The sequence below is a fragment of the Halorubrum sp. CBA1125 genome, from assembly GCF_009742825.1.
GTDB lineage: Archaea > Halobacteriota > Halobacteria > Halobacteriales > Haloferacaceae > Halorubrum.
The window spans coordinates 15,828-38,408 of sequence record NZ_WPCE01000002.1 but is presented as its reverse complement, the minus strand read 5'-3'; the positions used below and the strand labels follow the sequence as shown (position 1 = coordinate 38,408).

Here is a 22,581-nt window from a genome sequence, read left to right as displayed (position 1 = left end):
CGATATGGGTGATCTCGCAGACAGCATTGTCACGGAACTTCGCCAAAAATTCGACCGACACCCAGTCTGGGTGTGGTACGACGCCCAGGAGAAGTACAAGGGGGTTCTCGACGAGGTCGAAGCTGAACTCGACGATGTCATACTTGCACGCTACGACGACAGCTACTTCGAACTGAAGTTACGTCTCCGAAATGAGGATCCGAATTACGAGAAGAACTGGCTGTTCTACATCCCTGAGTCCCGGAACGACGCTGAGTGGTTCCGCGATGTTCACGCGCTCGGCCGACAGTATCGCGTCGGCCAGGACATTGACGACACACCGGTGACGCAGTTTCTCGTCGAGCATGACGAAGAAATCCCGGACGCTTACGAGGATTGGGGACAGAACCGCGAGTACCAACGGCTGGCGTTCTTTTGCGTGCTCTTCGAGACTGTGGGTCCAGCAATCGACGAGTGGGTCCGTGACTATCTCACTGACCCTGAGGAATACCGCGAAGACATCGAAGATAACGCGATGGCTGATGCGTGGGATGCACAGCTCCGCGAGGAGTACGGCATCGATGCCGGACTGGACCCGAAGGAACTGGCGACCCAACTCCTCTTCGGAGAGGTGACGAGTCGTGCGCCGACGGCACAGTACGACAACCTCGCTGCAGACGATGCTCAAGCTGCGGCGGAGTTTTGCGACGACTGGCAACAGTACACTCCTGCCGATTTTACCCGCTATTCACGAGAGATCGAAGCCGACTACGACCTCACAGAGGCCGTGATCGAATCCGATCAAACCCGATGGAACGCTACAGCGTTCAAAGGTATTGACACTGGCCTGATCCGACTCGTGATGGATCGACTTGCTGAGGGAACGTATGCTGATCTTCCGGAGATCGCGGCGGAACTCAATCGGACAGTCACGAAACGCCGGGACAGCTTCTGGAGCAACGAGGACCTCGTCGATTGGTCGGTGCCTGCTTTGGCGGTTGAGACGCTTCGTCAGATCGGTACCGTCGATGTCGACGACGCGAAAGCGATGGGTTCGACGGAACTCGCAGGACAGTACACGAGTGACGATGGCTGGTGGCAGGTTGACGCAGCCTATCGGCGTTACATCAACGCGACCCAGAAGGCCACATTCCCGTACCCAAAGGAAGCCACGGTGAAACGCCAGGTCACTAACCACTACATGGCCTTCCTTCAGGGCGTCAACCGGCCTCTGGCAGAGATTTTGAGCGACGATCCGACACTCGGAACCCCACAGACCTCGTTCTACGAGGAATTCGCTGAGGTCGAAGACGGAACGGCGATCATTATCTGTGACGGGCTCCGCTACGAACTTGCTGAAGCCATCCGCGAGAATCTGGGCCGACGAACCGATTTCGAGCAGGACCTGAGCGCGGTGAGCGCCGCGCTACCGTCAATCACCGAGGTTGGGATGGCCGCACACCTTCCGGGCGAGCTCGGACTCTCGCTCGACGACGACGAACTCGTGGTCACCAGCGGCGGTGAGGAAATGGCTGGAAAGGCTGAGCGCGTCAAACGACTCAGTGCTGCGGGCTTCGATGTCGTCGATATGGACGAAGTGGGCGACATTTCACTGGAAGAGCTGACCGAGTCCGACCCCGTTCCGCGTGTCGTCTACTCCGGCACGATTGACAAACTCGGCGAGAGTCTTGACGACGATGCTGCATTCAGCCAAGTTGCGTCTCACGTCGACGATGTCGAACGGACTGTCCAGCGTCTCAAACAGGCCGGCTATACTCGCTTCGTGATCACCAGCGATCACGGGTTCCTGTATACGGACCGGCTGAATGACGATCACAAAGTTGAGGCTCCTGACCTTGCTCCGGTCGTCAAACGCCGGTTCGCTGCTGCCGACCGCGAAACACCACTCGTCGATACTGATGAGTTCGTCGAGATCGATCACGAGGCACTGTCGAAACTCGGCATTGATGGCCCCGAGATCAAGTTGCTATTCCCCCGTAGTGTCGCTTGCTTCAAGTCACGAGGTGGGAATATGCGCTACTTCCACGGTGGGATTTCGCTTCAAGAACTCCTAGTCCCGTGTCTCACTGTGACCACGGGCGAAATCGAAGAGAGCGCGTCGATCAGCTACGATGTCTCGATCCCCGATCCGATTACGAACTCCATACTCACCGTAGAGATTGAGGCCAAGAGTGGGCAAGTCGCCTTCGACCCCGCACCAACATTAGAGGTTCGTGCGACCATCGATGGTGAATCAGTTGCGGATGCCGTTACAATGGAGATCTCACCGGGCGACAACAGTGCTCGTGTCCGACTCAAACAGGGAGCCATCTCGGGAGAAGATACGGTCCAATTCGAAGTCGTCGATACTGACACCAGAGAGACGATCACGAGACAGACTGTGAGCCTCGATTTACTCTTCGGAGATGACGATATGGGATTTGACGTGTGAGTGATCTCGGATACAACAACGGGCTGTCGTAGTCGAATCCGAGCAGGATTCATTCACTATCTTGAGTTCTCACTCCTGATGACCGACACCAATATGCCCCCGGCAACATTGCCGTTATATAATGACGACTGAGGACGTAGATCGGAAAGCCCTGGATGTCTTCTCCGGGCGCGTCGTCCGGAAAGACCTTGTTCAGGACATCAAATCCGGGGTAAACGTCCCCACCTACGTTCTCGAATATCTGATCGGACAGTACTGTGCGACTGATGACGAGGAATCTCTGGAAGAAGGCCTCGAAAAGGTCAAAGAGATTCTGTCAAAGCACTACGTTCGTCCCGACGAAGCCGAATTCGTCAAGAGCGAAGTTCGAGAACGAGGACGTTATCGCGTCATCGACAAGGTCACCGTCAGGCTCGATGAGCAACAGGATGCCTACATCGGTTCGTTCGTCAACCTCGGTTTGAGCGATGTCGAGATCAACGAACATCTCGTCAGCAAGCATCCAAAGCTCCTGGGTGGTGGCGTCTGGGCTATCATCGACTTGGAATATCTCCCCGATAATGCGAACAGTCCAAAGAGCCTCTTCGGCATCGACTCGTTCAAACCCATACAGGTATCGAACCTTGATCTTGACCAACTGAAAGATCGACGTAACGATTTCACGCGCGACGAATGGATGGATCTTCTCCTTCAGACCGTCGGCTACGACCCCTCTTCGTTTAGCGACCGCGAGAAATTCCTCTTCTTAGCTCGGTGTATCCCACTCGTCGAGTCGAATTACAACTACGTCGAATTGGGACCACGTGGGACGGGAAAGAGCTATCTCTACCGCGAAATCAGTCCCCATTCAATCCTCATCTCTGGCGGTAAAACCACCGTTGCGAAACTCTTCTTGAACCTGAATACAGGGCGGATCGGACTCGTCGGTCGCTGGGATGTCGTCGCGTTCGACGAGGTCGGGGGACTCCAGTTCAGCGATTCGGAAGCCGTCCAGATGCTCAAAGACTACATGGAGTCCGGAAGCTTCTCTCGTGGGACTGAAGAGCTCACCGCCCAAGCCTCGATGGTCTATGTCGGAAATATCGACCTTGACGTTGAAGGCGTTCTCAAGAGTTCACACCTCTTTGAACCGTTCCCCGAAGATATGCAGGATCTCGCGCTCATCGACCGATTCCACTACTACCTTCCAGGGTGGGAAGTCCCGAAGATGCGGTCCGAGTTCTTTGGCGACCAGTTTGGATTCATCGTCGACTACTTCGCTGAATTCGTCCGCGAACTTCGCAAGGAGTCGTACGGTGACGCGATTAACGAGGAGTTCGCGTTTGGTGACCATCTGAACCAACGGGATGAAAAGGCAGTACGAAAGACAGTCTCTGGTCTACTCAAGCTACTTCACCCACATGGTGATTACACGAAAGAAGAGCTCCGAGAATATCTCGAATTCGCTATGGAAGGTCGTCGTCGAGTCAAGGAGCAATTGAAGCGGATTGGCGGTATGGAATATCGTGCCGTCGAATTCTCCTACCTCGACTTGGATACCAAAGAGGAGATCTATGTCTCAGTGCCCGAGGAAGCAGACGAGGCACTCATTCCCCCCCGGAACACAGCAGGCAGGAACGGTCTACACCATTGGCGAGAGCGAGGGACGCCACGCCCCATTCCGAATCGAGACACAGACACTCCCCGGATCAGGCAAGACGAACATTTCAGGAACGCCTGGAAAGCGGATGAAAGAGTCGTTTGAAACCGCCTGTGACTATCTACAGGCGAATATGCGGGAACTCAGTCGTGAAGATACCCTAGATGAATACGACATCAACGTCCAGGTTCTGAATCCTTCTGATGCGAATGAGGGTGGTGAAACGAGTGTCGGGCTCCTCGTCGGTATTGTTTCGGGAATTCTTGATCGACCAGTTCGGCCACAGACCGTCGTACTGGGATCGATGAGTTTGATGGGCGAGTTAGTCTCCGTGAGTTCGTTGATCGATAAACTCCAGCTGTCTGCGGATTCTGGAGCCAAAACGGTGCTCCTTCCGGCGAAGAACAAAGAAGACTTGCCGAAGATCCCCGACGAACTCCTCGATCAACTCCAACTCGTGTTCTACACAAATCCCCTTGATGCGGCTAGTAAGGCGATTGAACTAGAGTGATTACTCCCTAAGATTCGTCCACTAATTCCCACAGCAGAGCGTTTCCGACCTTTCGACTCTCAACATCGCCTTCCTCTCTGAGACTTTGGAGCTTCAGATAAGCAGTTCTTCGGTCGCACCCCACGTGTTCAGCAACGTCGGTCGTCCCGGCTGCACCGAGTTCTTCAACGACCCGGAGAAAATCTTCCCGAGGATACTCCTCGCTAAACCGACCACTGTTCTCGTCACGCTTCCGGTCGCCCATATCACCGATATTGACCCCGGTTCACTAATGAGTGCTGGGACGCCATCCATTAGTCGAACGTCCAAAGGTTTATGCCATTAGCGGTATGACTAATGGGTGGAAGCTCAGCCATGGGGCGTTAATCAGGAAACGCCCGGGTGTGGTAGCACCCAGGCTGGGTTCAGAATAACCAATCTCGAACCCATGACGAAATCAACACCACCAAATCAAGAAAGTATCGACAGCGAGCTTATTGAAGACATAAACAAACTGAAACTGTCAGATTTGGCGGAAGGGGCCGTTATCTGTCAAGTCTGTGACTCTCGAATTTGGGAAGGCGGACGCATTACTGTGTCCGCTTTTCGATCGAAGTCTGATCCGAAATTTAAGATTGAGGATGTGTTTTGTCGGGGGCATGGAGATGAGTATAATCGCTCGTGGGATCGATCGCTCCGGGAGCTGGTTGTCCAAGGGCGGGTCGGTACGGTGTCAGACGCGGCGACGCAGTCGGCGTGGCTGGTTTTACTGGAACCTGAATTGGTTGTCTTCAGTCCGCGGAACACGCTAGAGGCATACACGCTGGATGATGCTTATCCGGACTCGGGTGCCGATGGTGAGGATGCCCGTGTTGATGTAACTCATTCGGGTGTGGTGACGGAGTCATCTGGCCGTGAGCAGCCGTCGTCGTGGTGTGACAGTGGTGGTTCGCAATGACGGGGGGATCGGAGTCCCCGTCATTCTCGGTGTGGCACCTTGACGGTGAGTTCGAGCTTCCACCTGTCGATGAGTCGACGTTCCCGGATCTGTACCTTGACCTTGGGGTGGATTTGCTTGCGCCGGGTGACGGCGTCGTGACTGATCGGCATCATGCGTCTGCGGATCGGTACGAGGCGGATGATGCGATGAATCAGATTCGCGGGCAGATCTCGCCGTTCACGTTGTCGGGCTGGTTACGGCACGGGTGTGAACGCGTGTTGCAGATTGCGGGGATGTCGGCGTGCCATCCGGGTGAGCCGAATGCGGATTATATGCGTGCGGACGTGTATGATCGTGACTTGAGCCAGGGGTACCACGAGAAAGGAGCCTGCGTTGAGGCAGGCGATACCGACGCTGGCTGTGTTGTCTACGAGTTGTTCGGTGGATTCGGTGACAAACCGGGCGAGTTGTTGCGTCGGCCGATTCGGTTCTCGCCGGTTCGCTCCCAGGTCGATGTTCTCCGTGGTGAGGCCGAGGCGCATTACCGGCAACTGCACACGCAGGTTCGGTCGCGGAACGATGAGGACGGTGGGCAGCCGTTGCGGCACGCGACTCGGGACGTGGTCGGGAACGTCGAGGGAACGTGGTTGTTGACGCTACGGACACTGAAGCCCGAGTTCGTCGGGTTGTTGCTAGAAGCGGTTTCGTTGCTCAATTCGAAGAGTGATACGTTTGAGTTCCAGCTCGGTGGTGCGCGGAATTTCGGTGCGGGGATTGCTGATGTGGGTGTGGTGAATCCGCTGTACACCAAGCGAGAGATCCGTCGCGTGTACAATCGGGCGCAGAACGCCACGAAGGCGATGCAGGAGAAAGACGATGAGTGGCGGAAGACGTACCGTGAAGAGTTCACGCGAGCGTTGCAGGCGCGTGTGAGCGATGCTGACGGCGAGCTGAGTGCGGCGATCGATCGTCAGGACAGTGTCGTCGAGGGAGAGCGAGGTGATCTCTGATGAGTGATGCTCGTGACTTTGTGGATGCTGATGCAGTCGGTAAGACGGTTGCTGATCCGATGGTGGCGGTGTATCGCCACGATGTCCACAAACTCCGGAATCGGCGGCACGGTTCGGGTGCTGACGAGTATCACGGTGTGCCGGTGAATGAGGCTGTCCCGCGAGGTGCGGATGGTGATGCGGCGTTACTGAGCCGACCGTCAGGTGAGCCGGAACAGACGGTGGCGAACCACTCGTCACCGTACCGGTTGTCGTTGCTGACGGGCGAGTCCGCGACTGAATCTGGCCGGATTGAGGCGGCAGCGGATGGCGGGTTCCGATCGTTGGTGACGCCTAGTGAAGCCGTTCGGCTCCACGCGGCGTGGCTGACGAGCGACGTTGCTGCGGCGTTCAACGAGTCGGCGTACTATCCGTACACGTCGCTGAAGTACCACGTGCTGTTGACGGCGGCGCTGTTGTCCGAGTACCGTGCAGGACGTAGCTTCGACGAATTGTTCCTGGCGGTGGGGTCTGGTGAGGCGACGGCCACTGATGGCGGTGTCGAAGCGGCGTTAGAGAGTGGTGTGGTGTCGCCGCATCGTACCGTGTTGTGGTCGCCGCTGGTGACGCTGGTTGTGACGAGTGATCCAGGCGATCGGCCGGCGGCGAGGCTCGGGCCGGGACCGGCGCGGTCGTTTTGCGGATGTATGGTCGCGGTTGACCGCCCAGCCGTTCGAGACGGACGGGGCACGATCGAGGATGGTGTTGGATGCGCAGCTTCGACGGCTCCGATCCTGGTCAACGGCGTTGCAGTACATCGAGGAGTTCGTCGCGTGGCGTGGTGTGCGTGATGCTGGTGCTGCTGATGTGGGGTGGGGGTGGTCGTGATGATGGGGCGCTTCGAATCTCCTCGTTACAGGGCAGCGTCGATGCCGGAATACGACGGTATAGATGGATCTACTGCCCGGGGCACTGGAAACAGGGTGTGTGGTCGTCGTGGTGAAGACAGTGGAAACGGGGTGTGTGGTCGTCGAGATAGAGGGGCGGCATCACTGCGGCGAGGTGCGATGCCGCTGCGGGACTGGTGGCTACAATCTGCCCCTACCGGCCCCTGTATTGCGCCGGCAGCGGCGCTGTACGGCTCGTGGCACTGGAAACAGGGTGTGTCTGGACCGCAGTCCGTGGCGCTTCAGTCTCGGAGATTACTCGGGATCTGGAGTGGAAACGCAGGGGGTGAGTCAGCGTGACACGAATTCAGCAGGTACTGTTCGAGCTGGAGACGGGGTATCTGGGGCACCCGTACTTCGTGACAGGGAACGCGCTCTATCAGGCACTAGCACAGCGTGTCGATGAGTCGATGCGGCGAGGGCTGTGTGTCAGCAACGGTGTGTTCCTGCCGAAGGCGTACGGGACGCCGCCATCGTGGTACTCTCAGGAATCGTTAGGGAAGGTTGGATTGTCGCTACCGCCGGTCGAGGCGTATGATGATCTGTTCCTGCTGCGGGATTCGGCGCAGCGTTGGCTAAAGTCGTCGTGGCCACGAGACGCGCATAACGCCCATCCTGTCCAGTCGCACGGTGGGCGGCTTGCGTTCGATTCGGTCGCGTGGTTTGGTCGCCCGCCAGAGATGCAGACTTCGAAACGATCGGTTCGGTGGTTCGTCCAGTGTTACCTGTCTACGACTGGCTCGCACTCGAAGTCGGTGCTTCCGGTCGCGGATGAGACGCTGGATGGCCTGCAGGTCGGCGGCGCGCGGAACTACGGGTTCGGTCGGTTGTCGATCGTCGATTCACAACTGATCGATCTTGAGGCGTTGGACTACGATCGGATCGCAGCAGCTGATGAGCACTCCATTGAGTTGGTGTCACCGTTCGTCATAGCGACCGACTACCCCGGTGCTGATGATCAGTCCGTGCCGTGGTGGTGGGATGTGTCCCGCCCAGCTGCGCCGTCGAGTGCGGCTGACTGTGACCGTAACAATGAGGGTGAGGTGAGTGAAGCGAGAGGATCCGGGCTACGGCGACGGACGGAACGGCTCGTCGACGATGGAGACGTGTATGACCTAGCGACGATTGACCACGGACAGATTGTCGGGTACGACGGATCGGACCCGGTCAAGACGGCAAAGAACGGGGTATCCCGGGTTGGAACGCATTCGCGGTTCGGATTCGGTGAGCTTCGAGTCCGCCCGGCGAGCGATGATCGCATCCCGGATCGTGCCGAGCTGATACACGACGTTGAGAAGGCAGATGTCTCAGGGGGTGAAGCGTAGTGGTGCTGGAACTGGTCGCGTTCGATATTGAGACGACTGGGTTCGGTGTCGACGACGAGGTTACTGTAATCGGATTCGCGGTGCCGATGGGCGTCCGCGTGTTCGTCCAGACTGGTAGTCGGGATGCCGACGGTGTGGAGAGACGTGTTAGTGATCGCGTGCCTGTACACGTGCAGGTAACGACGCATCCGACGGAGCGAGCGCTGTTTGAAGCAGTGGGATCGTTCACTGCGGACCGGCTCCAGGATGATGACGTGTTGCTGGTGGCGTTCAACGGAGAACGATGGAAGGGCGGGTTCGATCTCCCGTTCCTTCGGACGCGCTTGGCACGGTTGGAGATTGAGTGGCCGTTCCGTGAGCTCCCGTACGCGGATCTTCTGCCGGTCTTAACGCGGCGATTCAATACGACCGTCACATCCTGTGATGGTGGTGACGGTGATGTCGTGTCTGATGATCAGAGGGACTTAGCAGGCGTCTATGACGTGCTGTGTGATGGCCGGTACAGCGACGTGGATCCGTTCGTCGAGAGTGGTGAAGCAGTCACAGCGTTCAATGAGGGACGGTTCGCTGACCTAGTGGCTCATAACGTCGCTGATGTGCTTCGGACCCGTGATCTCGGACGGCTTGCTCAGTGGTATTGCTCGAAATCAGAGTTCTCGGTGAAGTCACTGTCACCGACGGTGCAGAGGTGATGCTCGCGTAACTGTGCAACACCGAGTCTGACGGGGAGCGATGGAAGCGGTCGATCTGATTGAAGCGATCATCCATATGCTGGCCGGAACCGCGCGAACCAATCGAGCAAGCGACCGAAGCTAACAGAAACTGATGACACGAGCTGACGGACACCACGAGTTCAGCAACGAATCGAACGAACAAACGACGACGAGTGAGCCAGACGGCGCGGAGACGCGTACGTCTGACTCAGCGGCGAGCCACGACTACGAGCAGAACCGCGAGAACGCATCGGTAACTCCCGAGACACGCTCTGACGTGTTGGCACGAGACGGTCATCGGTGTCAAGTCTGCGGGCGAGAAGGTCCAGAGCGAGGTGGTCTGGCGACGTTACACGTTCACCATATCGAGCGTGACCCCGTCGGAGTCGCTGAAAACGACTTGGAGAATCTGACGACGCTGTGCCGGTCCTGCCACAGTTGGATTCACCAGCAATCGACGCGTGCAGACGCTCCAGTAACACTCACAGAAGCCGATCTCAGTGTGCTGCTTCCGCAGGACATCGAGATCTTACGGTACTTGGCTGACGAGGGGCCAGCGCAGACTGGTAAGATCGCGGACTCGTTAACGGCGGAGTTGTCGCCAACGACGGTCCGTGAACGCCTTGCAGTCCTGATGGGGCTTGACAACCAGGTCGAGACGCGTGACCGGCAGATCGTTGATCAGGATGTCCAGACGGGTGCGTGGGGCTTGACAGGCCAAATCGAGCATTCTGCGCGTGGTCACATCCCGTCGGATCCGCAAGCGTTGATTCAGCGGGTTGAAGACGAGCAGGTCCGGCAAGCCTTAGAACGCGGTTGTAACCGGCAGACGGTTATGGACGTGCTTGACATTTCTAGGCGGACGACGTTCCACAAAGAGAAGCGAGCGTGTGCGTATGATTTCCCCCTGGATGCGTTTCGCCGCGGTGGTCGCGGTGGGCAGCATCCAGGTGGTGACACCACGAGTGAGACAGCCGACGAGGCAGACGTGAATTCGAGTAGTTCCGATGAGCAACAACGGCTGGATTCCGTTGGCCACGGTGTCGGAGACAGTACTCCGTCTGACCCTACAGGACTAGGAGAGTCCGTTCAGGGCGATCAAGAAGATAGGGATAAGTCGACACCGGACGAGGGAAACGTAATGGTCCGCGAGCAGTTACAGACAGCTATTGCGGCGCTACAGCGGATCAACGCAGAGCTGTAGTCGTCTAAGAACGGACGATACGCGGTCAAATTCCTGTTTTCAACGCTGTTTCTATCACCCTGGGATTTGAATCCAATCTTGAGTTCGCTGAAACAGGTTCCACTGGGAGTGCGAATTCCGGTTAGAGTGGTGTTCCGGTGAGTTCGACTTTAGCGCTGTACTCGAAGTCTCCAGGTGATGCGCTTCGGGCAGCGTTGAAGAGTTTCCACTGTATTTCTCGATCAGGAAGTTCTGTTATCGCGGCGATACGGGTGATTAGGTCTTCGAATTCAAACTCCCAGCCGAGAAGTGGTTCTTCCACATCTGTAGAGATGATCTTGTAATCGGCTTTGGATAGGATTCGGTCTCCGCTAAAATCATCCATCCAGTGGCTGACTACTTCGTGGCCTTGTTCTTGGTAGTATGTAGCGATGTGCTCAGCTTCTTCGTCTGTGAGCGTGAGGTTGAGTTCTGCGTTGACGAATCTCTTGAGTTCGTCAATATCAACCTCAACTTCACTGATCGTGTAGTCTGTCCCAATCTCTGATGTTTCTACCCAGCGGCTGTCTTTCGTGCCGTGAGTATACACGATCGCTCTAATGATGAGGTTTCGAGCCTCATTAAGGTAGTAGTAGCCATATTTATCGAGTTCATCAAGGTCGACTTCGATTTCTGTGCCGTTTGTTTCGATGGTTGTTGTTAGCGTCATAGCTGTTGGGTTGTTGTCTTGTTAGCAACGTGCGAGGGGTGCCCTGTGGGTGTACTGAAACGTGTGCGTATCCAGACAGTCTCACGACTACCTACAAGTGGTAGTCTATTAGCTACGCAGGGTTACCGCGGGCTTCCATCGCCAAAGGGAGCTCTGAAACAATAGTAACTATCGGATCGTGACTTAAATACCCTTGGGGAAAGGGGATAATCCACGGTGGACTGCTTCCGCTTTCGATATTCTATTTCGTCTGCGAAGTCCCCCCGCAGTGAGAAATAAATTATACTTAACATTAACACAGGCCGTCTCACTTAGACTATTACCACTAATGTAAACAGTTCCATCCTCTGCCGCGAGCATTTCTCCGATGCTTTCGAATTCTCTCATTGATTCTAGTAACCGATCGTGTTCGTAGAACCAACTTCGCCTATCAGGGATACCGCTACTCGTCGGCAGAGTCGCCCGACATCTTCGCCGCAGCCTCACGATCCTTGAGAAGCTGCTCTTTGGACTGGCCAGTCGTTTCGACCAGTTCATCAACGGTTGGGATGTCTTTCAGGACCATTCTTTCACTCACAGATTTGCCGGTCGAACAATTATTTCGCACAGTCGTACGCAGGGGCCGCCTCTTCTTAGAGCCAGGCGAAGCCATCGAACAAATGGTTTCTCGTCGACGTAGTCTCCGACGCGGGCCGCGTATGACTCTCGCCGTGTCATTCGTTGTGGGTGGCAAGTAGTTCCTCAATAAGTTGGTACTGGTCGAGGAGATGGGTTATTGTTCGCCCGGATTCTGTGAGGCCGCGGTCTGTGTTCTGTATGACCGGTGTTGAATGGGCGACATCGTTCCGGAGATCCGTGATTGGGTCGAGTTGGCTGCTTGCTTGATGCCCGGCATCGAAGTCGAGTGCTTGTGATGCAGCGTCGCTGTTTCCGATGATAGTCACGAGTGTTGAGAATTGGGCGTAGTGAATCGGGTCAAGTGCGACGCCGGCGTCTTTCGCATCAGCGAGGCGTTCGTCGATGGCGTCCAATATGTCTGGGTGAAGCGGCGTGGTTTCGCGCCAATCTGGCACGTGTTCCTGGATTGTCTTTCGGAAGGCTTGTTCAAGTTGTGAGAGTTTGGTGTAGAGGTGTTGGTAGACTGGCTCGGTGTTGAGGTCTGCACGGGTGAGTATACCCGTGACTTGGTTTCGGTCCGCGAGATAGTAGAACGGGCGGTCATAGAGTGCTTCGAGAACTGTGTCGAGTGGGGAGTCGCTGGCGATGAGGACATCGACTGTGAGCGGTTCTGTAATCTCTGCGAGTGACGTGTCTGGCGAGGCTGTCTCTGCGGCGTCTCGTGTCACGTAGCCAATTGGGCGGCCATCCTCGAACACCGGTGCCGAGTCGTAGTCGCGTTCTGAAAGCCAGTCTGCTGCCGTCGGAACGTCGTCAGCCGGGCATATTTCTGGGTTTGCGGTAGCAATATTGTCCGCGGTGCAACCGTTGGTCATGGTTTGTCGTGTGAGGGGAGTGCTGTAATACCGACGTTAGATTTATTACTTTCAAAAATTAATAGGACTGTATAGATGCGTAACAAGCATCCATACCTCGTATATGATAGTATTCCATACGACGAGGCATCCGATCTGTTTCCCGTCTCTTCACTCCCGACCGATGCAGTTGTCCGTAATGCGAATGCTGAAGAACTGATTGAGGCAACGCCTGACGAGGCGATCGTCGCTGTCGCACCGGTGAGTATGGCAACAGGGTACGCACTGGCCCAAGAACCGCTCACCGCCGTGAAACTCTCTCAGCTATCTGGGACGGGGGCACTGCCAGTGCCGATGGGGGAATATGAGCTGTTGGTACGAGGCCGTCCACAAACGCGCCACAATCACTCACTTAGTGAATACGCCTGATATTCCCGGGATATGTATGATACAGGCGTGCTGTGAGTCTGGCTGCCCGAATGTGACTCTGCTATCGGCCCTTCTGTATTCTCATATCCTGCGCCGAAATACCCGGGTGTTCGATTCACTTTCCATAGAGAACTCTCCGTTTCGCTATCCAGTTAAACTTCATATGGAAACGGGCACTCGTTTATAATATCCTACTGGCGCAACTACGCTATTGCACCGGTATCCTCAGCGACGAATGTCCCTTCCCCGCAGACGGGGCATTGTTCGTCAACAAGTTCATCGATGGTCTTGACCGCGTTTGATCGACACTCCGGACACGCCTTCTCATCCCGGTCGAGATCTAAATCCACCTGCGCTTCGCAGTGGATACAGAAGCAGTAGGTATTGAACCCGGTGCGACGGTCGATCTCTTCCTGGGACGCGTCCTCGCCGATCACGTCTCGCGCTCGTCCCATCTCTCCAGGGTGTGGACAATGGATGCGTTCGCCGTCGTCAGCGATTGCGTACATATAGTATCCCCAGCCGGACGGCATCTCGAACTCACAGTCCGGGTTCGTACAATGGAACTCGAATATCTGGGGCATCGGGACGAGGTATACTGGGACGACAGTAATCAGTTTCCCTGACACGAGGCGACTTCGGTTAGACTTCGTTCTGTAGAACCGGACACCCGTCTCTATGTGGGATTACTATTTGATGTAGAGCGTCTTGATCCTCAACCCGCGTCTATTAGTGAGCTATATTCGGCTCTGTTGAAAGCCCCACGAACGGATAGAGGTGGCGTGGGAAATACAAGGATATATCCAGCACAGCCAACATCGGCGTGAGCTGCCAATCTCACTCTATCATCACTGCCCAACAATAATGCATCTATGAGAGAGATCAGCAAATATGCTGATTGACGCGCTTACTAGGGTGTTCGGGGCTAATCTCCCGATATTCGCCTTGCTGTTCGTTGGGATCGTGGTCGAGAAATACTACGTGTCCAGAGTAACGACATTCACGAACGTTCTCGCGTTGAATATGTCGTTTCTGGGCTTAGAGACAGCACCAAGATTCCTCGTTTGGTACGGTGACCTCGGATTGATTCTTGGAGTGTACGGGATGCTTGCGTATCTTGTAAATGCTGAGATCGGGAAGCTGTACCGTGTACCGGCGTTCACGATGTACGCGTCGCTCCCGGTCGCGGTCGTTATCCTCGCGGCACCAACGGATTGGTGGCTCGCGTTGCTCGTCGCAGGGACAGTGAACTTCGTCGGGGGAGTAGTGCTCGAATCAGAGCTCGGGATTGATGTCGCTCACTGGGGACCTAGGCACGGCGAAGTAAGTCGGTTCATCGACACCAGGAAAATGGAATTCATCGATCCGTACGGAGTACATCAGCACGTGGATCTCGAACTCGGGAAATTCGAACGACGCTGACCGTCGCGTTCCAACCGGCGTCTACCCCACGATCCCTATGGCTAGTAGCACCTGAACAACCGCGAATAAGATTAGCAGCACCGAAGTGCCGAACATAGCTAACTGCAGCCGCTTCGGCTGCCGGATCGACGCGTCGTAATGCGAATTGTCCCACACGTGGAAACTGTACGCTGGGTCAGCTGATTTTGCACGTCCGGATTTTAATTCTCGGCGGTCGGAACCACTCTTTCCTGACGCCCCACCGGTAGCAATACCGAAAACCCCGTGGCCTTCGTACGCTAGAACTTTCCCACCGACAGTAACCGTCGTTTCCTCTCCACGGTCCAAGGGGCCGAACTCGACTTCGTTGGTATGCACTACTTGCATCGGGTTCGTTTCAATTGTCCATGTGAACGCGCTTTCTTCACTGAAATCGTATTTTGCGTCCTTGTTCCGGATGTGTACGTCGAATTCGGGTTTGTCGCTCGTATAGTAGACCGGGTCCGGTGCTTCGGCGGGTTCGACATAAAATTCTAACCCGTCAAACACGTCGATTGTTTGTGTTGCTGGCATACGAGCCGTGAGGAGAGCAATCGGGTTATATGTACTGTGGCCCGCTCGTTTTGTAGATCAGATGTCTGATAAAGTGATGAACGACCTTGACTCGGAATGGACCGTTGAGTGGGCGACGCCGAAGCCGCACGATGATGGGGTTCTCGATACCTTGGTTTTGAGCCGAGAGAAAGCCAGTGAGTATGGTGACGAGCTTGTCCAATCGTTGCGGGTCGACGGGGAGATACTCCGACGGTGGGGCCTTGATCCGAACGAACCGTTCGCTTGGATGGTTAAGGATGGTGAGATCGTCACGAAGCAGATTTCGCGGCAATTGTTTGAGCGAGTTGCGGAAAGCGAGCGGGATGGCGCGTACTATGCCCGCGAGACTCTGAAATATCGAGCGGAACGATGCCTTCGCCAGTCGTCTTCGTACAGGTAGAGGCGGATACCGAGTAGTTCACGGAACCCGGCTTCCTGGATTGAGAGTGTTTTGGCTCCGATCATTTGTTCCACTCTGAGGTGAACGGTTATCAGACCAAGTTGTGTAAGTGGTAACGAACATTATGGCGGAGCAGTTTGATCTCCCGCTGGGCGGCAGGTCTGAAACAACGGGACACGTTGAACTCTTCAGGAGCTACGGGCGGTTCGAAACGTACTTTGAGGACGCTGTCCGGATGCGTGTCGTCACGTACTGTGATTCACCGGAGTTCATCCTTGAACTGTTTGACCGCGTTGAGTCGCTTGAACAATTGGAAGTAGTCGCGGGTGACGTTGCGGATTATCGGGAGCGACTCATCGATAAACCAGAACTTGCAGATCGGCTTGAACAGCTCAAACGAGACGATAAGTTAGTGATCTATCTTTGCGAGACGAAAGAAGTACACAGCAAACTCTACCTGATCGAATACAGCGCTGAAAGTGACGACTCGGACGGGAGTGACGAGACTGATGCATCCCAGCAAACTTTCGAGTGGACCGATTCGGACTCGACTGCAAGTGGCGGTGGAACTGATATAGACGAGTCAGAGGATGCTGCGGAGACAGAGACGGTGCGGCCAGCGACGGCGATCGTTGGGTCCCCGAACTTGTCGAGTAACGCGTGGACGCGGCAGGCGAATACCGGGGTCGTATTCGAAACGGCGACGGACACATCGCTGTGGGGCGAGCTCGTCGATTTCTATGAAGAGCACCGGTCCTACAATAACGACGGCCCGTTTCTCGATGATCTTACGGAGCGGTTGGAACGGACATCTGATGACCGGGCAGAGGTGGTCTCGCTGTACACTGAGGGGAAGGTGAAGACCCGTGATGAAGTAGGCGAGCTTCACGGACGGCTTGATGAGCGGATTGAGTCAGAGGTGGATGAAGTCGATCTGGTACTGGGCGATGAGACGGAGCTGAGTGAGGGTGCTGAAGAGAAAGTCGACGAGCAGCAACACGAGTCAGATGACGGTGAGAGTGAGGGATCAGCAGAGGATTTAGATCCGGGTGACGAGAGTGAGACGCGAATCAACCTCTCATTGCTGGGGCATAGCGAGGATGCGATTGAGGCGTTGTCTCGAATGACTGATTACGACGCGTCTCTCTCCGGTGATTCACTGACGACGACGCCACAGGCGGTCCAGCAGTACAAGCGCGATGTCTATGAGGTGCCGACAATGCGTGTCCAGCGTGCACAAACAGGTGATAATGCTCCGGTTGAATTCGGGCGTGCACTGAGCTTCCATACTGATGGGCGGGTCTACCGGGTAGGACAGCCGCTGCCTGACGATCCAGATGTCGTTGATACCGCCCTGTCCGATTTAGAGGGGTATTTTGAGACGGTCGACAAGTACGGGAATTGCAACGATGAAGACGCCGTGAAAGCGCACATGACCGAGGCGTTGCTGTGGATGTTTTGGGCACCGTTTGCGAACCGTGATGCAGCATTCTACGATCAGTACGGGATTGACCTTGACAAGGCGCTTCCGAACCTCTACATCTACGGCGAGTCGGACGCCGGGAAAGGAACATTCGCACAGTTCGTGCTGTCGATGATTAGCGGGGGGCGAGTCGTGAATCCGGTTGATGCCGACGAGGTCGGGAAGCGGAAAGTACGGGGAATGCGGTCTGCGAATACTGCGTTCCCTGTCGTCGTCGACGACATCACGAAAGATACCGTGAACCGGTTGGATACGTTCCGAAACTACTGGGGGAACTGGACGCCGGAAGCGAGCTTCCCGCTGTTCGCATTCATTAGTAACGACAAACGGCCGGATGAGTGGTTCCGAAATCGCTCGAAGATTTTGCATTTCAACGTGAATTTCGACACGAGCTACAAGGGTGAGGCCGAGGTCAACCGGCTGATCGAGCAGGATAATCCGCTGTTCCTCTGGTTCACCCACGAAATGCTGACCCGAGAGCTGACGCTTTCGAATGATGACGATGCGTTACGGACGGCACGTGCCGTGATGCTGGAGTTCTACGAGTATGCTGGTCGTGACGTACCGGAGTGGTTCCCACGACGCCCCGCCGAACAAGAGCATGATGCGGGTCGTGACCGCTGGTTCGATCTGCTCAAGCGAGAGGATATTACGACGGAAGACCAAGGCGATCGGCTTCGTGTATCGTTCCCTGAAGAGATGTCGACGGATACCTACACGTATGCGCGGGATCCGCCCACCGTTGCGCGTGTTGAACGCCGTGGACGCGATCTGCTGATCAAATCACCTGCCGAGTTCCTCGACTGGTTGGGAGAGCCGCCAGCTGGCGCTGAATTGGATGGACGGGTGAGTGAAGGAACAGGAGCGGAAACAAGTGAGTCAGAGAGTAGTGGCGGGGTGATTGGCCGCGTCCGAGGATTGTTCAGCTGATACTCCTACAATGACGGATTGCTCCCTCTTTGAGACGGTTATCGCTGTAGGTCGACGTTGAGAATCAGTTTCGCCTATATCTGGGGAAGAATTCGATTGTAGCGCCCTGAACTGTCGAACACGAGAAAGGTATTCACCGCGCGCGTTATCTCCATAGATACCTTCACGAGCGGTATGCCTACGATGGATTATGAGGCAGCGGTGAATCGAACATTAGCGTATATCGAGTCGGCCACCCACATCCACCCCGAAAATAAGCAGCTCATAGCCGAGTATCACCGGGATATGGTTCTTGCAGATATTAGTTCGGCGCAACAGCAGAAGGTGCTTGCCCATTTCAAGATCATCACAGATCACGTGGGGCAAACACGGTTCGTGGATCTGGACAAAGAGGCGATCGTTGATTTAGTCGCGTGGTTGTACACACGTGGAACGTCTTCCTCTACTGTCGTTGATTACAAGCAAGCGATCAAGCAGTTCTGGAAGTGGTTGAATGATGGAGAAGACCCTGAGGAGACGAAGTGGATTCGACGGGGCCCCGTAGAACAAAAACGGATTTTGCCCCAGAGTCTGCTCACTCCAGCAGATGTTCAAGCCCTATTGGAAGCGTGTCATAACGACCGTGATCGTGCATTTGTAGCCGTCTTATGGGAAACCGGAGCGCGGATCGGAGAACTCATCGACCTAGAAGTTGGGCATATCGAACAGACGGGACTCGGAAAACAGATGGTTGTCTCGGGGAAAACCGGGTCGCGCCGACTCTTGCTCCTCGAATCTGAATCGTATCTTGAGTCATGGCTAACAGCACACCCGAACCAACGCCCTGACGCGCCACTCTGGTGTAAAATCGACACGAAGCAAGGGTCTCCAGATGAGACAATCAGTTACCAGTACATTCGTTTGCGGATTTTAGATCGTGCTAGCGAACAAGCCGGGATTCAGAAACCGGTGAATCCGCATCACTTCAGACATAGCCGAGCGACGTACCTGGCGAATTACCTCACTGAAGCGCAGATGTGCGCGTGGTTCGGATGGGTTCCAGGCTCCCGAGTCCCAGGACGATATGTACACCTGTCTGGCCGGGATATTGACCAGGCGTATGTATCGATGCTTGAGAACCCTGGCTATACGCGTCTTCCAGAAGCAGACGGGTCAATAGCGCCGAGTGCTTGATGCGCTGTAGGCGTTTCCCCCGTCGGATCGTCACTCGTCCCAGAAGGCTTTGATTCGGTCATCGAGATCGGTAAGAACGGTTGCGAGTATATCTCGCCAGTCGTCGGGATAGTCGGCATCCTCTCCGGGTGTCGACGCATCTGGGGGTTGATGGAAGTGCTCGCGGGTGTTATGGTCATTGGGGTGCCGATCCCATCGGCACTCCCACTCGTTACCGGTCTGGTATTGCTCCGAATAATGGATGCTGAAGTCGTCGGTCTCGAACCAGCGGATTCGTAGATACGCACGGGTGACGCCGCCTGGAAAGTATCCGAGATCGTAGTCAGCGACGACTGCGTTCGGCGCGTATTCCGGTCGTGTCTGGATGTCGTCGAACCGATCACTACGGGCGAGGTGGGCAGCAATCCGATCGAGGATTTCTGCATCGATGGGGCCGCGACTGGGTGGGTCTGCCGTGTCCTCAGGCATCGACTGGACCGGGCTTGCTACCGGCGACTGGATTGTTTCCGCGTGCTTCGTCGAGGAGCGCGGCTCGCTGTTCGAGTGTCTCCCACTCGGAGAGCGCTTCCCAAGCTGCTTCGGTGGATAGATTCTGCTCCTGGGTGGCGTCGACGAGGGACACATCGTCCGGGTGCGTTGCATCGAACTGCGCTCTGTAGTCTTCGATCTGGGTGAGCGTGTCGTCGAGGGCGTCAACGATCTCCTGCTCGGAGTATTCCTCGCGGATCCGGTCGATGCGTCGCCACTGGAAGTACGCGTCGTTGCGTTCGTACCGGACTGGACGACCGTCGTGTCGCTGTACCATCCCCATCTCGTCGAACCACTCTAGGTAGTCCCGGGCTGTCTCGGTGTCACAATCGGCACGATCGGCGATCGTCGAGACCTTCGTCGGCGTCCGCAGTCCGATGACAACGTCGAGGAGCCGCTCTCGGATTGATCCACCTTTGAGAAGCGAGTCAGGCGATTCTAATGCGTCGAGATCAGGCGGTGACTCCTCGCCGTCGTATGCATCACCGGGGATGTCTGTGAGATCCATGTGTGGGGGTCCGTTGCTGTAGCTACTTGCTCTGGCGATATATATCTATGGAACGCTGAATTATTTCTGCTTTAGCTGGGTTCACGACATCGCTGGATAGACCGTATCTCAAAACAAGCAAGATATTTATATATAGGTTTCGTGATTTGAGACAAGATGATCTCTGAACCGGAACTCACCGTCCTCTCATACCTCAGTACCGAGGGAGTGGATGGCGTGGTACAGCGGGAGTTAGCTGATGCGCTTGAGTGGGATCCGAGTCACACGTCTCGCGTGGTCTCGACCCTTGCCGAGCTCGGGCTGATTACCAGAGAGCAGCAACACGGTCGATACCGCGTTTCGTTGTCGAACGCTGAACCGGCTGAACGGTTTGCAGACCTCGCACGTGAATTCCCGCACGTCGATTTCGCTGGCCTGATTGCTGGGTCGACCATCCAACTCCTGTACCATTTGGATACTGAACGAACGGCTGCGGAACTCACGGATTGGACTGATGTGAGTCGTGCAACGGTCTACCGGCGACTCAAACAGTTACGAAACGTCGGTATTGTCACGAAACGCGATAGCCGATTTGCACTGACGAGTCAGTTCCAGGGATTGGCTGCGTTTGCACGGTCGCTGGTACGCCATATGCATCGACAGGAAGCACGCGACCACGCTACTGGTGTCCGTCTCATCTGGATGGATGTTGATGAGTACCTGTTCAGTTGCCGGACGGACGTGACTGCGTCACTCTTTCATCGGACTGGTCCGGATGCACTCGAACAATACGGAATCCCGCTGTTAACGCGGGAAGAGCAGTACTATTTCCGCTCCGAGGATCGAACCGAACTCACTCCGGAAGACCTTGTCTGTCACTTGCTCCTCATTGATGATGGCGCACGGTACAGATCATACTGTCTATTACTGATCACAGCCAGTGAGATTGGTGCAGAGGCACTCACGGAGACTGCAGCCCGGTACGATCGAGAATCCGACCTCAACCTCACTGAAACCGTTCAGGCGCTCTGTACGTACCTCGAAACCAGCGGTGATGTGGCTGGGGAGAAGCTTCCTGAATGGGACACGTTCAAATCGAACGCGGCTGATTACGACATATCTGTATGACGCCTCGCCCCCAGTTCGATGCCGCGTATATCGAGGCCGAACTGCAGGAACTTGGAGCGGCTCTGAACACCGAGGTTACAGCCTTTCTCATCGGTGGCGGGGCGATGGCGTTCCGAGGACTGAAGGACACGACCAAGGACATCGACTTGGTCGTCACGACCGAGGTGGAGTTCGACCGATTACTCGCCGCATTAGATAACCAGGGATACGAGGAAGTCTCAGACCTTGACGAAACGTACCAGCAGTTGGGGGCGAGGTTGTGTGTCGAGAACGACGATGGGTGTCGGATAGATGTGTTCAATCGGCAGGTTGCCAACAAACTCATCTTCAGCGATGGGATGCAACACCGGAGCGAGGACCATCTCTCATCTGGGCAGTTGTCCGTCCGGTTAACGGCGCTGGAAGACATCTTCCTATTCAAAGCAGTCGCAAAGCGCCCTGACGACATCGATGACATGAATACACTGGTACAAACGAATCTCGACTTCGACGCCATCGAGCATGAAACCGCAGCACAGATCGAGTTGCTGAATGGGAAGCAATTTACGACCCATATCCGTGAATCGCTGGATGAATTATACGACCAGTACGAGGTTCAAACACCGCTTGAAGAGGTCATTGATGAGTACTACGCGCAGTATATGGATGAGTTAGAAGTCAGACTCGTGTTGAGTGAAGACGAGCCGATGTCCGTTGAGGCGATTGCAGAGGAACGTGGCCTCGATCTGGATCACGTCGTCGAGCAGTTGGATCAACTCGAAGCCTACGGGTATGTCGAGCAGAGTGATTCAGGCTTTGTTGATACGGGCAAGCGAGATGCGTTCACCGAATGACGTTATGAATTGTCAGATGACCCTTTCTCTTGGTGGAGTTCTCTGAGATAGGCGATTGCGGCGACACCGACGTTGATCCCCCAGACGTAGTCATCCTCACCGAAGGCGGCCGTCCCGGCCATGCGGTGCGTGTAGCCGTCGACGAGGGTATGCCGGATACAGCTCGCCACGTCGTCCTCTCCGAATTGGGTGATGGCGTTGGAGATGTACTGGTCGAAATGAGCGTCTGGATGGTTGCGGGGCCGTGGATCAGCAGCTCGTTCGACCGCGAGGTCGATGACTGCGTCAATCGATGGATGCGATGTCTTTCCGGTGTTTTCTCGAACCTGGTATTCCCCGTCTGTACACATATGTCTA

General features: G+C 55.6%; 25 protein-coding genes. 16 read left to right on the top strand and 9 right to left on the bottom strand.

Going from position 1 to position 22,581, the window contains the following annotated elements:
* Window positions 1-4: 4 nt before the first annotated feature.
* The 3 genes from GJ633_RS00710 to GJ633_RS16870 all read left to right on the top strand — a co-directional run bounded on the left by GJ633_RS00710 (window position 5) and on the right by GJ633_RS16870 (window position 4,581).
* Entirely contained in the window at window positions 5-2,431 is a 2,427-nt protein-coding gene (locus tag GJ633_RS00710) for a PglZ domain-containing protein (RefSeq protein ID WP_156586321.1), read from the top strand.
* Window positions 2,432-2,552: 121 nt separating this feature from the next.
* On the top strand, window positions 2,553-4,175 hold the full coding sequence (gene brxL / locus GJ633_RS00705) for a protease Lon-related BREX system protein BrxL (protein ID WP_197431162.1): 1,623 nt from the start codon (window positions 2,553-2,555) through the stop codon (window positions 4,173-4,175).
* Window positions 4,060-4,581, top strand: coding sequence for a S16 family serine protease (locus GJ633_RS16870; protein WP_321168845.1), 522 nt, complete (start codon window positions 4,060-4,062; stop codon window positions 4,579-4,581). The genes brxL and GJ633_RS16870 overlap by 116 nt, the downstream gene beginning before the upstream one ends.
* Window positions 4,582-4,588: 7 nt before the next feature.
* Here GJ633_RS16870 and GJ633_RS00700 read toward each other — a convergent pair whose 3' ends face one another.
* Window positions 4,589-4,825 (bottom strand): helix-turn-helix domain-containing protein, encoded by a 237-nt coding sequence (locus tag GJ633_RS00700; RefSeq protein WP_156586319.1) that lies wholly within the window; start codon window positions 4,823-4,825, stop codon window positions 4,589-4,591.
* A gap of 96 nt (window positions 4,826-4,921) precedes the next feature.
* Between GJ633_RS00700 and GJ633_RS00695 the strand changes: the two genes are divergently transcribed.
* The 6 genes from GJ633_RS00695 to GJ633_RS00670 all read left to right on the top strand — a co-directional run bounded on the left by GJ633_RS00695 (window position 4,922) and on the right by GJ633_RS00670 (window position 10,678).
* The gene (locus GJ633_RS00695; RefSeq protein ID WP_156586317.1) at window positions 4,922-5,518 is read left to right on the top strand and encodes a hypothetical protein; all 597 of its coding nucleotides are present in this window, start codon (window positions 4,922-4,924) and stop codon (window positions 5,516-5,518) included.
* Entirely contained in the window at window positions 5,515-6,510 is a 996-nt protein-coding gene (locus GJ633_RS00690; protein ID WP_156586315.1) for a hypothetical protein, read from the top strand. Before GJ633_RS00695 ends, GJ633_RS00690 begins: the two co-directional genes overlap by 4 nt.
* Before the next feature lie 326 nt (window positions 6,511-6,836).
* The gene (locus tag GJ633_RS18160; protein WP_321168843.1) at window positions 6,837-7,340 is read left to right on the top strand and encodes a hypothetical protein; all 504 of its coding nucleotides are present in this window, start codon (window positions 6,837-6,839) and stop codon (window positions 7,338-7,340) included.
* Between the two features lie 392 nt (window positions 7,341-7,732).
* The gene (locus GJ633_RS00680) at window positions 7,733-8,761 is read left to right on the top strand and encodes a hypothetical protein (protein WP_321168842.1); all 1,029 of its coding nucleotides are present in this window, start codon (window positions 7,733-7,735) and stop codon (window positions 8,759-8,761) included.
* Entirely contained in the window at window positions 8,761-9,453 is a 693-nt protein-coding gene (locus GJ633_RS00675) for a hypothetical protein (RefSeq protein ID WP_321168841.1), read from the top strand. Before GJ633_RS00680 ends, GJ633_RS00675 begins: the two co-directional genes overlap by 1 nt.
* A 298-nt stretch (window positions 9,454-9,751) precedes the next feature.
* Window positions 9,752-10,678 (top strand): HNH endonuclease, encoded by a 927-nt coding sequence (locus GJ633_RS00670; RefSeq protein WP_394351109.1) that lies wholly within the window; start codon window positions 9,752-9,754, stop codon window positions 10,676-10,678.
* Between the two features lie 121 nt (window positions 10,679-10,799).
* Here the strand turns inward: GJ633_RS00670 and GJ633_RS00665 are convergent, their stop codons facing one another.
* From GJ633_RS00665 to GJ633_RS00660, 3 genes are all read right to left on the bottom strand, one after another.
* Window positions 10,800-11,366, bottom strand: coding sequence for a hypothetical protein (locus GJ633_RS00665; RefSeq protein ID WP_156586311.1), 567 nt, complete (start codon window positions 11,364-11,366; stop codon window positions 10,800-10,802).
* A gap of 442 nt (window positions 11,367-11,808) precedes the next feature.
* Window positions 11,809-11,931: a hypothetical protein gene (locus GJ633_RS18045; protein ID WP_255470481.1), complete on the bottom strand. Its 123-nt coding sequence runs from the start codon at window positions 11,929-11,931 to the stop codon at window positions 11,809-11,811.
* A 148-nt stretch (window positions 11,932-12,079) separates the two neighbouring features.
* Window positions 12,080-12,859: a CBS domain-containing protein gene (locus GJ633_RS00660; RefSeq protein ID WP_122105601.1), complete on the bottom strand. Its 780-nt coding sequence runs from the start codon at window positions 12,857-12,859 to the stop codon at window positions 12,080-12,082.
* 75 nt (window positions 12,860-12,934) lie between these two features.
* Between GJ633_RS00660 and GJ633_RS00655 the strand changes: the two genes are divergently transcribed.
* Window positions 12,935-13,267, top strand: a complete 333-nt coding sequence (locus GJ633_RS00655) for a hypothetical protein (RefSeq protein WP_156586309.1) — start codon at window positions 12,935-12,937, stop codon at window positions 13,265-13,267.
* Between the two features lie 203 nt (window positions 13,268-13,470).
* Here the strand turns inward: GJ633_RS00655 and GJ633_RS00650 are convergent, their stop codons facing one another.
* Window positions 13,471-13,896 carry a hypothetical protein gene (locus GJ633_RS00650; protein ID WP_238987657.1) on the bottom strand — a complete coding sequence of 142 codons (426 nt, stop codon included), beginning with the start codon at window positions 13,894-13,896 and terminating at the stop codon, window positions 13,471-13,473.
* 262 nt (window positions 13,897-14,158) lie between these two features.
* On the opposite strand from GJ633_RS00650, the gene GJ633_RS00645 reads away from it, so the two are divergent.
* Window positions 14,159-14,689, top strand: a complete 531-nt coding sequence (locus GJ633_RS00645; RefSeq protein WP_004594164.1) for a hypothetical protein — start codon at window positions 14,159-14,161, stop codon at window positions 14,687-14,689.
* 21 nt (window positions 14,690-14,710) lie between these two features.
* On the opposite strand, the gene GJ633_RS00640 is transcribed toward GJ633_RS00645, so the two are convergent.
* The gene (locus GJ633_RS00640; RefSeq protein WP_122105602.1) at window positions 14,711-15,241 is read right to left on the bottom strand and encodes a hypothetical protein; all 531 of its coding nucleotides are present in this window, start codon (window positions 15,239-15,241) and stop codon (window positions 14,711-14,713) included.
* 76 nt (window positions 15,242-15,317) lie between these two features.
* Here GJ633_RS00640 and GJ633_RS00635 point away from each other — a divergent pair, with 76 nt between their 5' ends.
* The 3 genes from GJ633_RS00635 to GJ633_RS00625 all read left to right on the top strand — a co-directional run bounded on the left by GJ633_RS00635 (window position 15,318) and on the right by GJ633_RS00625 (window position 19,248).
* Window positions 15,318-15,662 (top strand): hypothetical protein, encoded by a 345-nt coding sequence (locus tag GJ633_RS00635; protein ID WP_122105603.1) that lies wholly within the window; start codon window positions 15,318-15,320, stop codon window positions 15,660-15,662.
* A 124-nt stretch (window positions 15,663-15,786) separates the two neighbouring features.
* The gene (locus GJ633_RS00630) at window positions 15,787-18,075 is read left to right on the top strand and encodes a tyrosyl-DNA phosphodiesterase (RefSeq protein WP_156586353.1); all 2,289 of its coding nucleotides are present in this window, start codon (window positions 15,787-15,789) and stop codon (window positions 18,073-18,075) included.
* 174 nt (window positions 18,076-18,249) lie between these two features.
* Entirely contained in the window at window positions 18,250-19,248 is a 999-nt protein-coding gene (locus tag GJ633_RS00625; protein ID WP_122105605.1) for a tyrosine-type recombinase/integrase, read from the top strand.
* 30 nt (window positions 19,249-19,278) lie between these two features.
* Here GJ633_RS00625 and GJ633_RS00620 read toward each other — a convergent pair whose 3' ends face one another.
* Window positions 19,279-19,716, bottom strand: a complete 438-nt coding sequence (locus tag GJ633_RS00620; RefSeq protein WP_004594159.1) for a hypothetical protein — start codon at window positions 19,714-19,716, stop codon at window positions 19,279-19,281.
* The gene (locus GJ633_RS00615) at window positions 19,709-20,284 is read right to left on the bottom strand and encodes a hypothetical protein (protein WP_004594158.1); all 576 of its coding nucleotides are present in this window, start codon (window positions 20,282-20,284) and stop codon (window positions 19,709-19,711) included. The genes GJ633_RS00620 and GJ633_RS00615 overlap by 8 nt, the downstream gene beginning before the upstream one ends.
* A gap of 156 nt (window positions 20,285-20,440) precedes the next feature.
* Here GJ633_RS00615 and GJ633_RS00610 point away from each other — a divergent pair, with 156 nt between their 5' ends.
* Window positions 20,441-21,391 (top strand): MarR family transcriptional regulator, encoded by a 951-nt coding sequence (locus GJ633_RS00610; protein WP_122105606.1) that lies wholly within the window; start codon window positions 20,441-20,443, stop codon window positions 21,389-21,391.
* On the top strand, window positions 21,388-22,224 hold the full coding sequence (locus tag GJ633_RS00605; protein WP_122105607.1) for a DUF6036 family nucleotidyltransferase: 837 nt from the start codon (window positions 21,388-21,390) through the stop codon (window positions 22,222-22,224). Before GJ633_RS00610 ends, GJ633_RS00605 begins: the two co-directional genes overlap by 4 nt.
* Before the next feature lie 2 nt (window positions 22,225-22,226).
* Here the strand turns inward: GJ633_RS00605 and GJ633_RS00600 are convergent, their stop codons facing one another.
* Window positions 22,227-22,574 (bottom strand): hypothetical protein, encoded by a 348-nt coding sequence (locus GJ633_RS00600; RefSeq protein ID WP_122105608.1) that lies wholly within the window; start codon window positions 22,572-22,574, stop codon window positions 22,227-22,229.
* Between the last annotated feature and the right edge of the window lie 7 nt (window positions 22,575-22,581).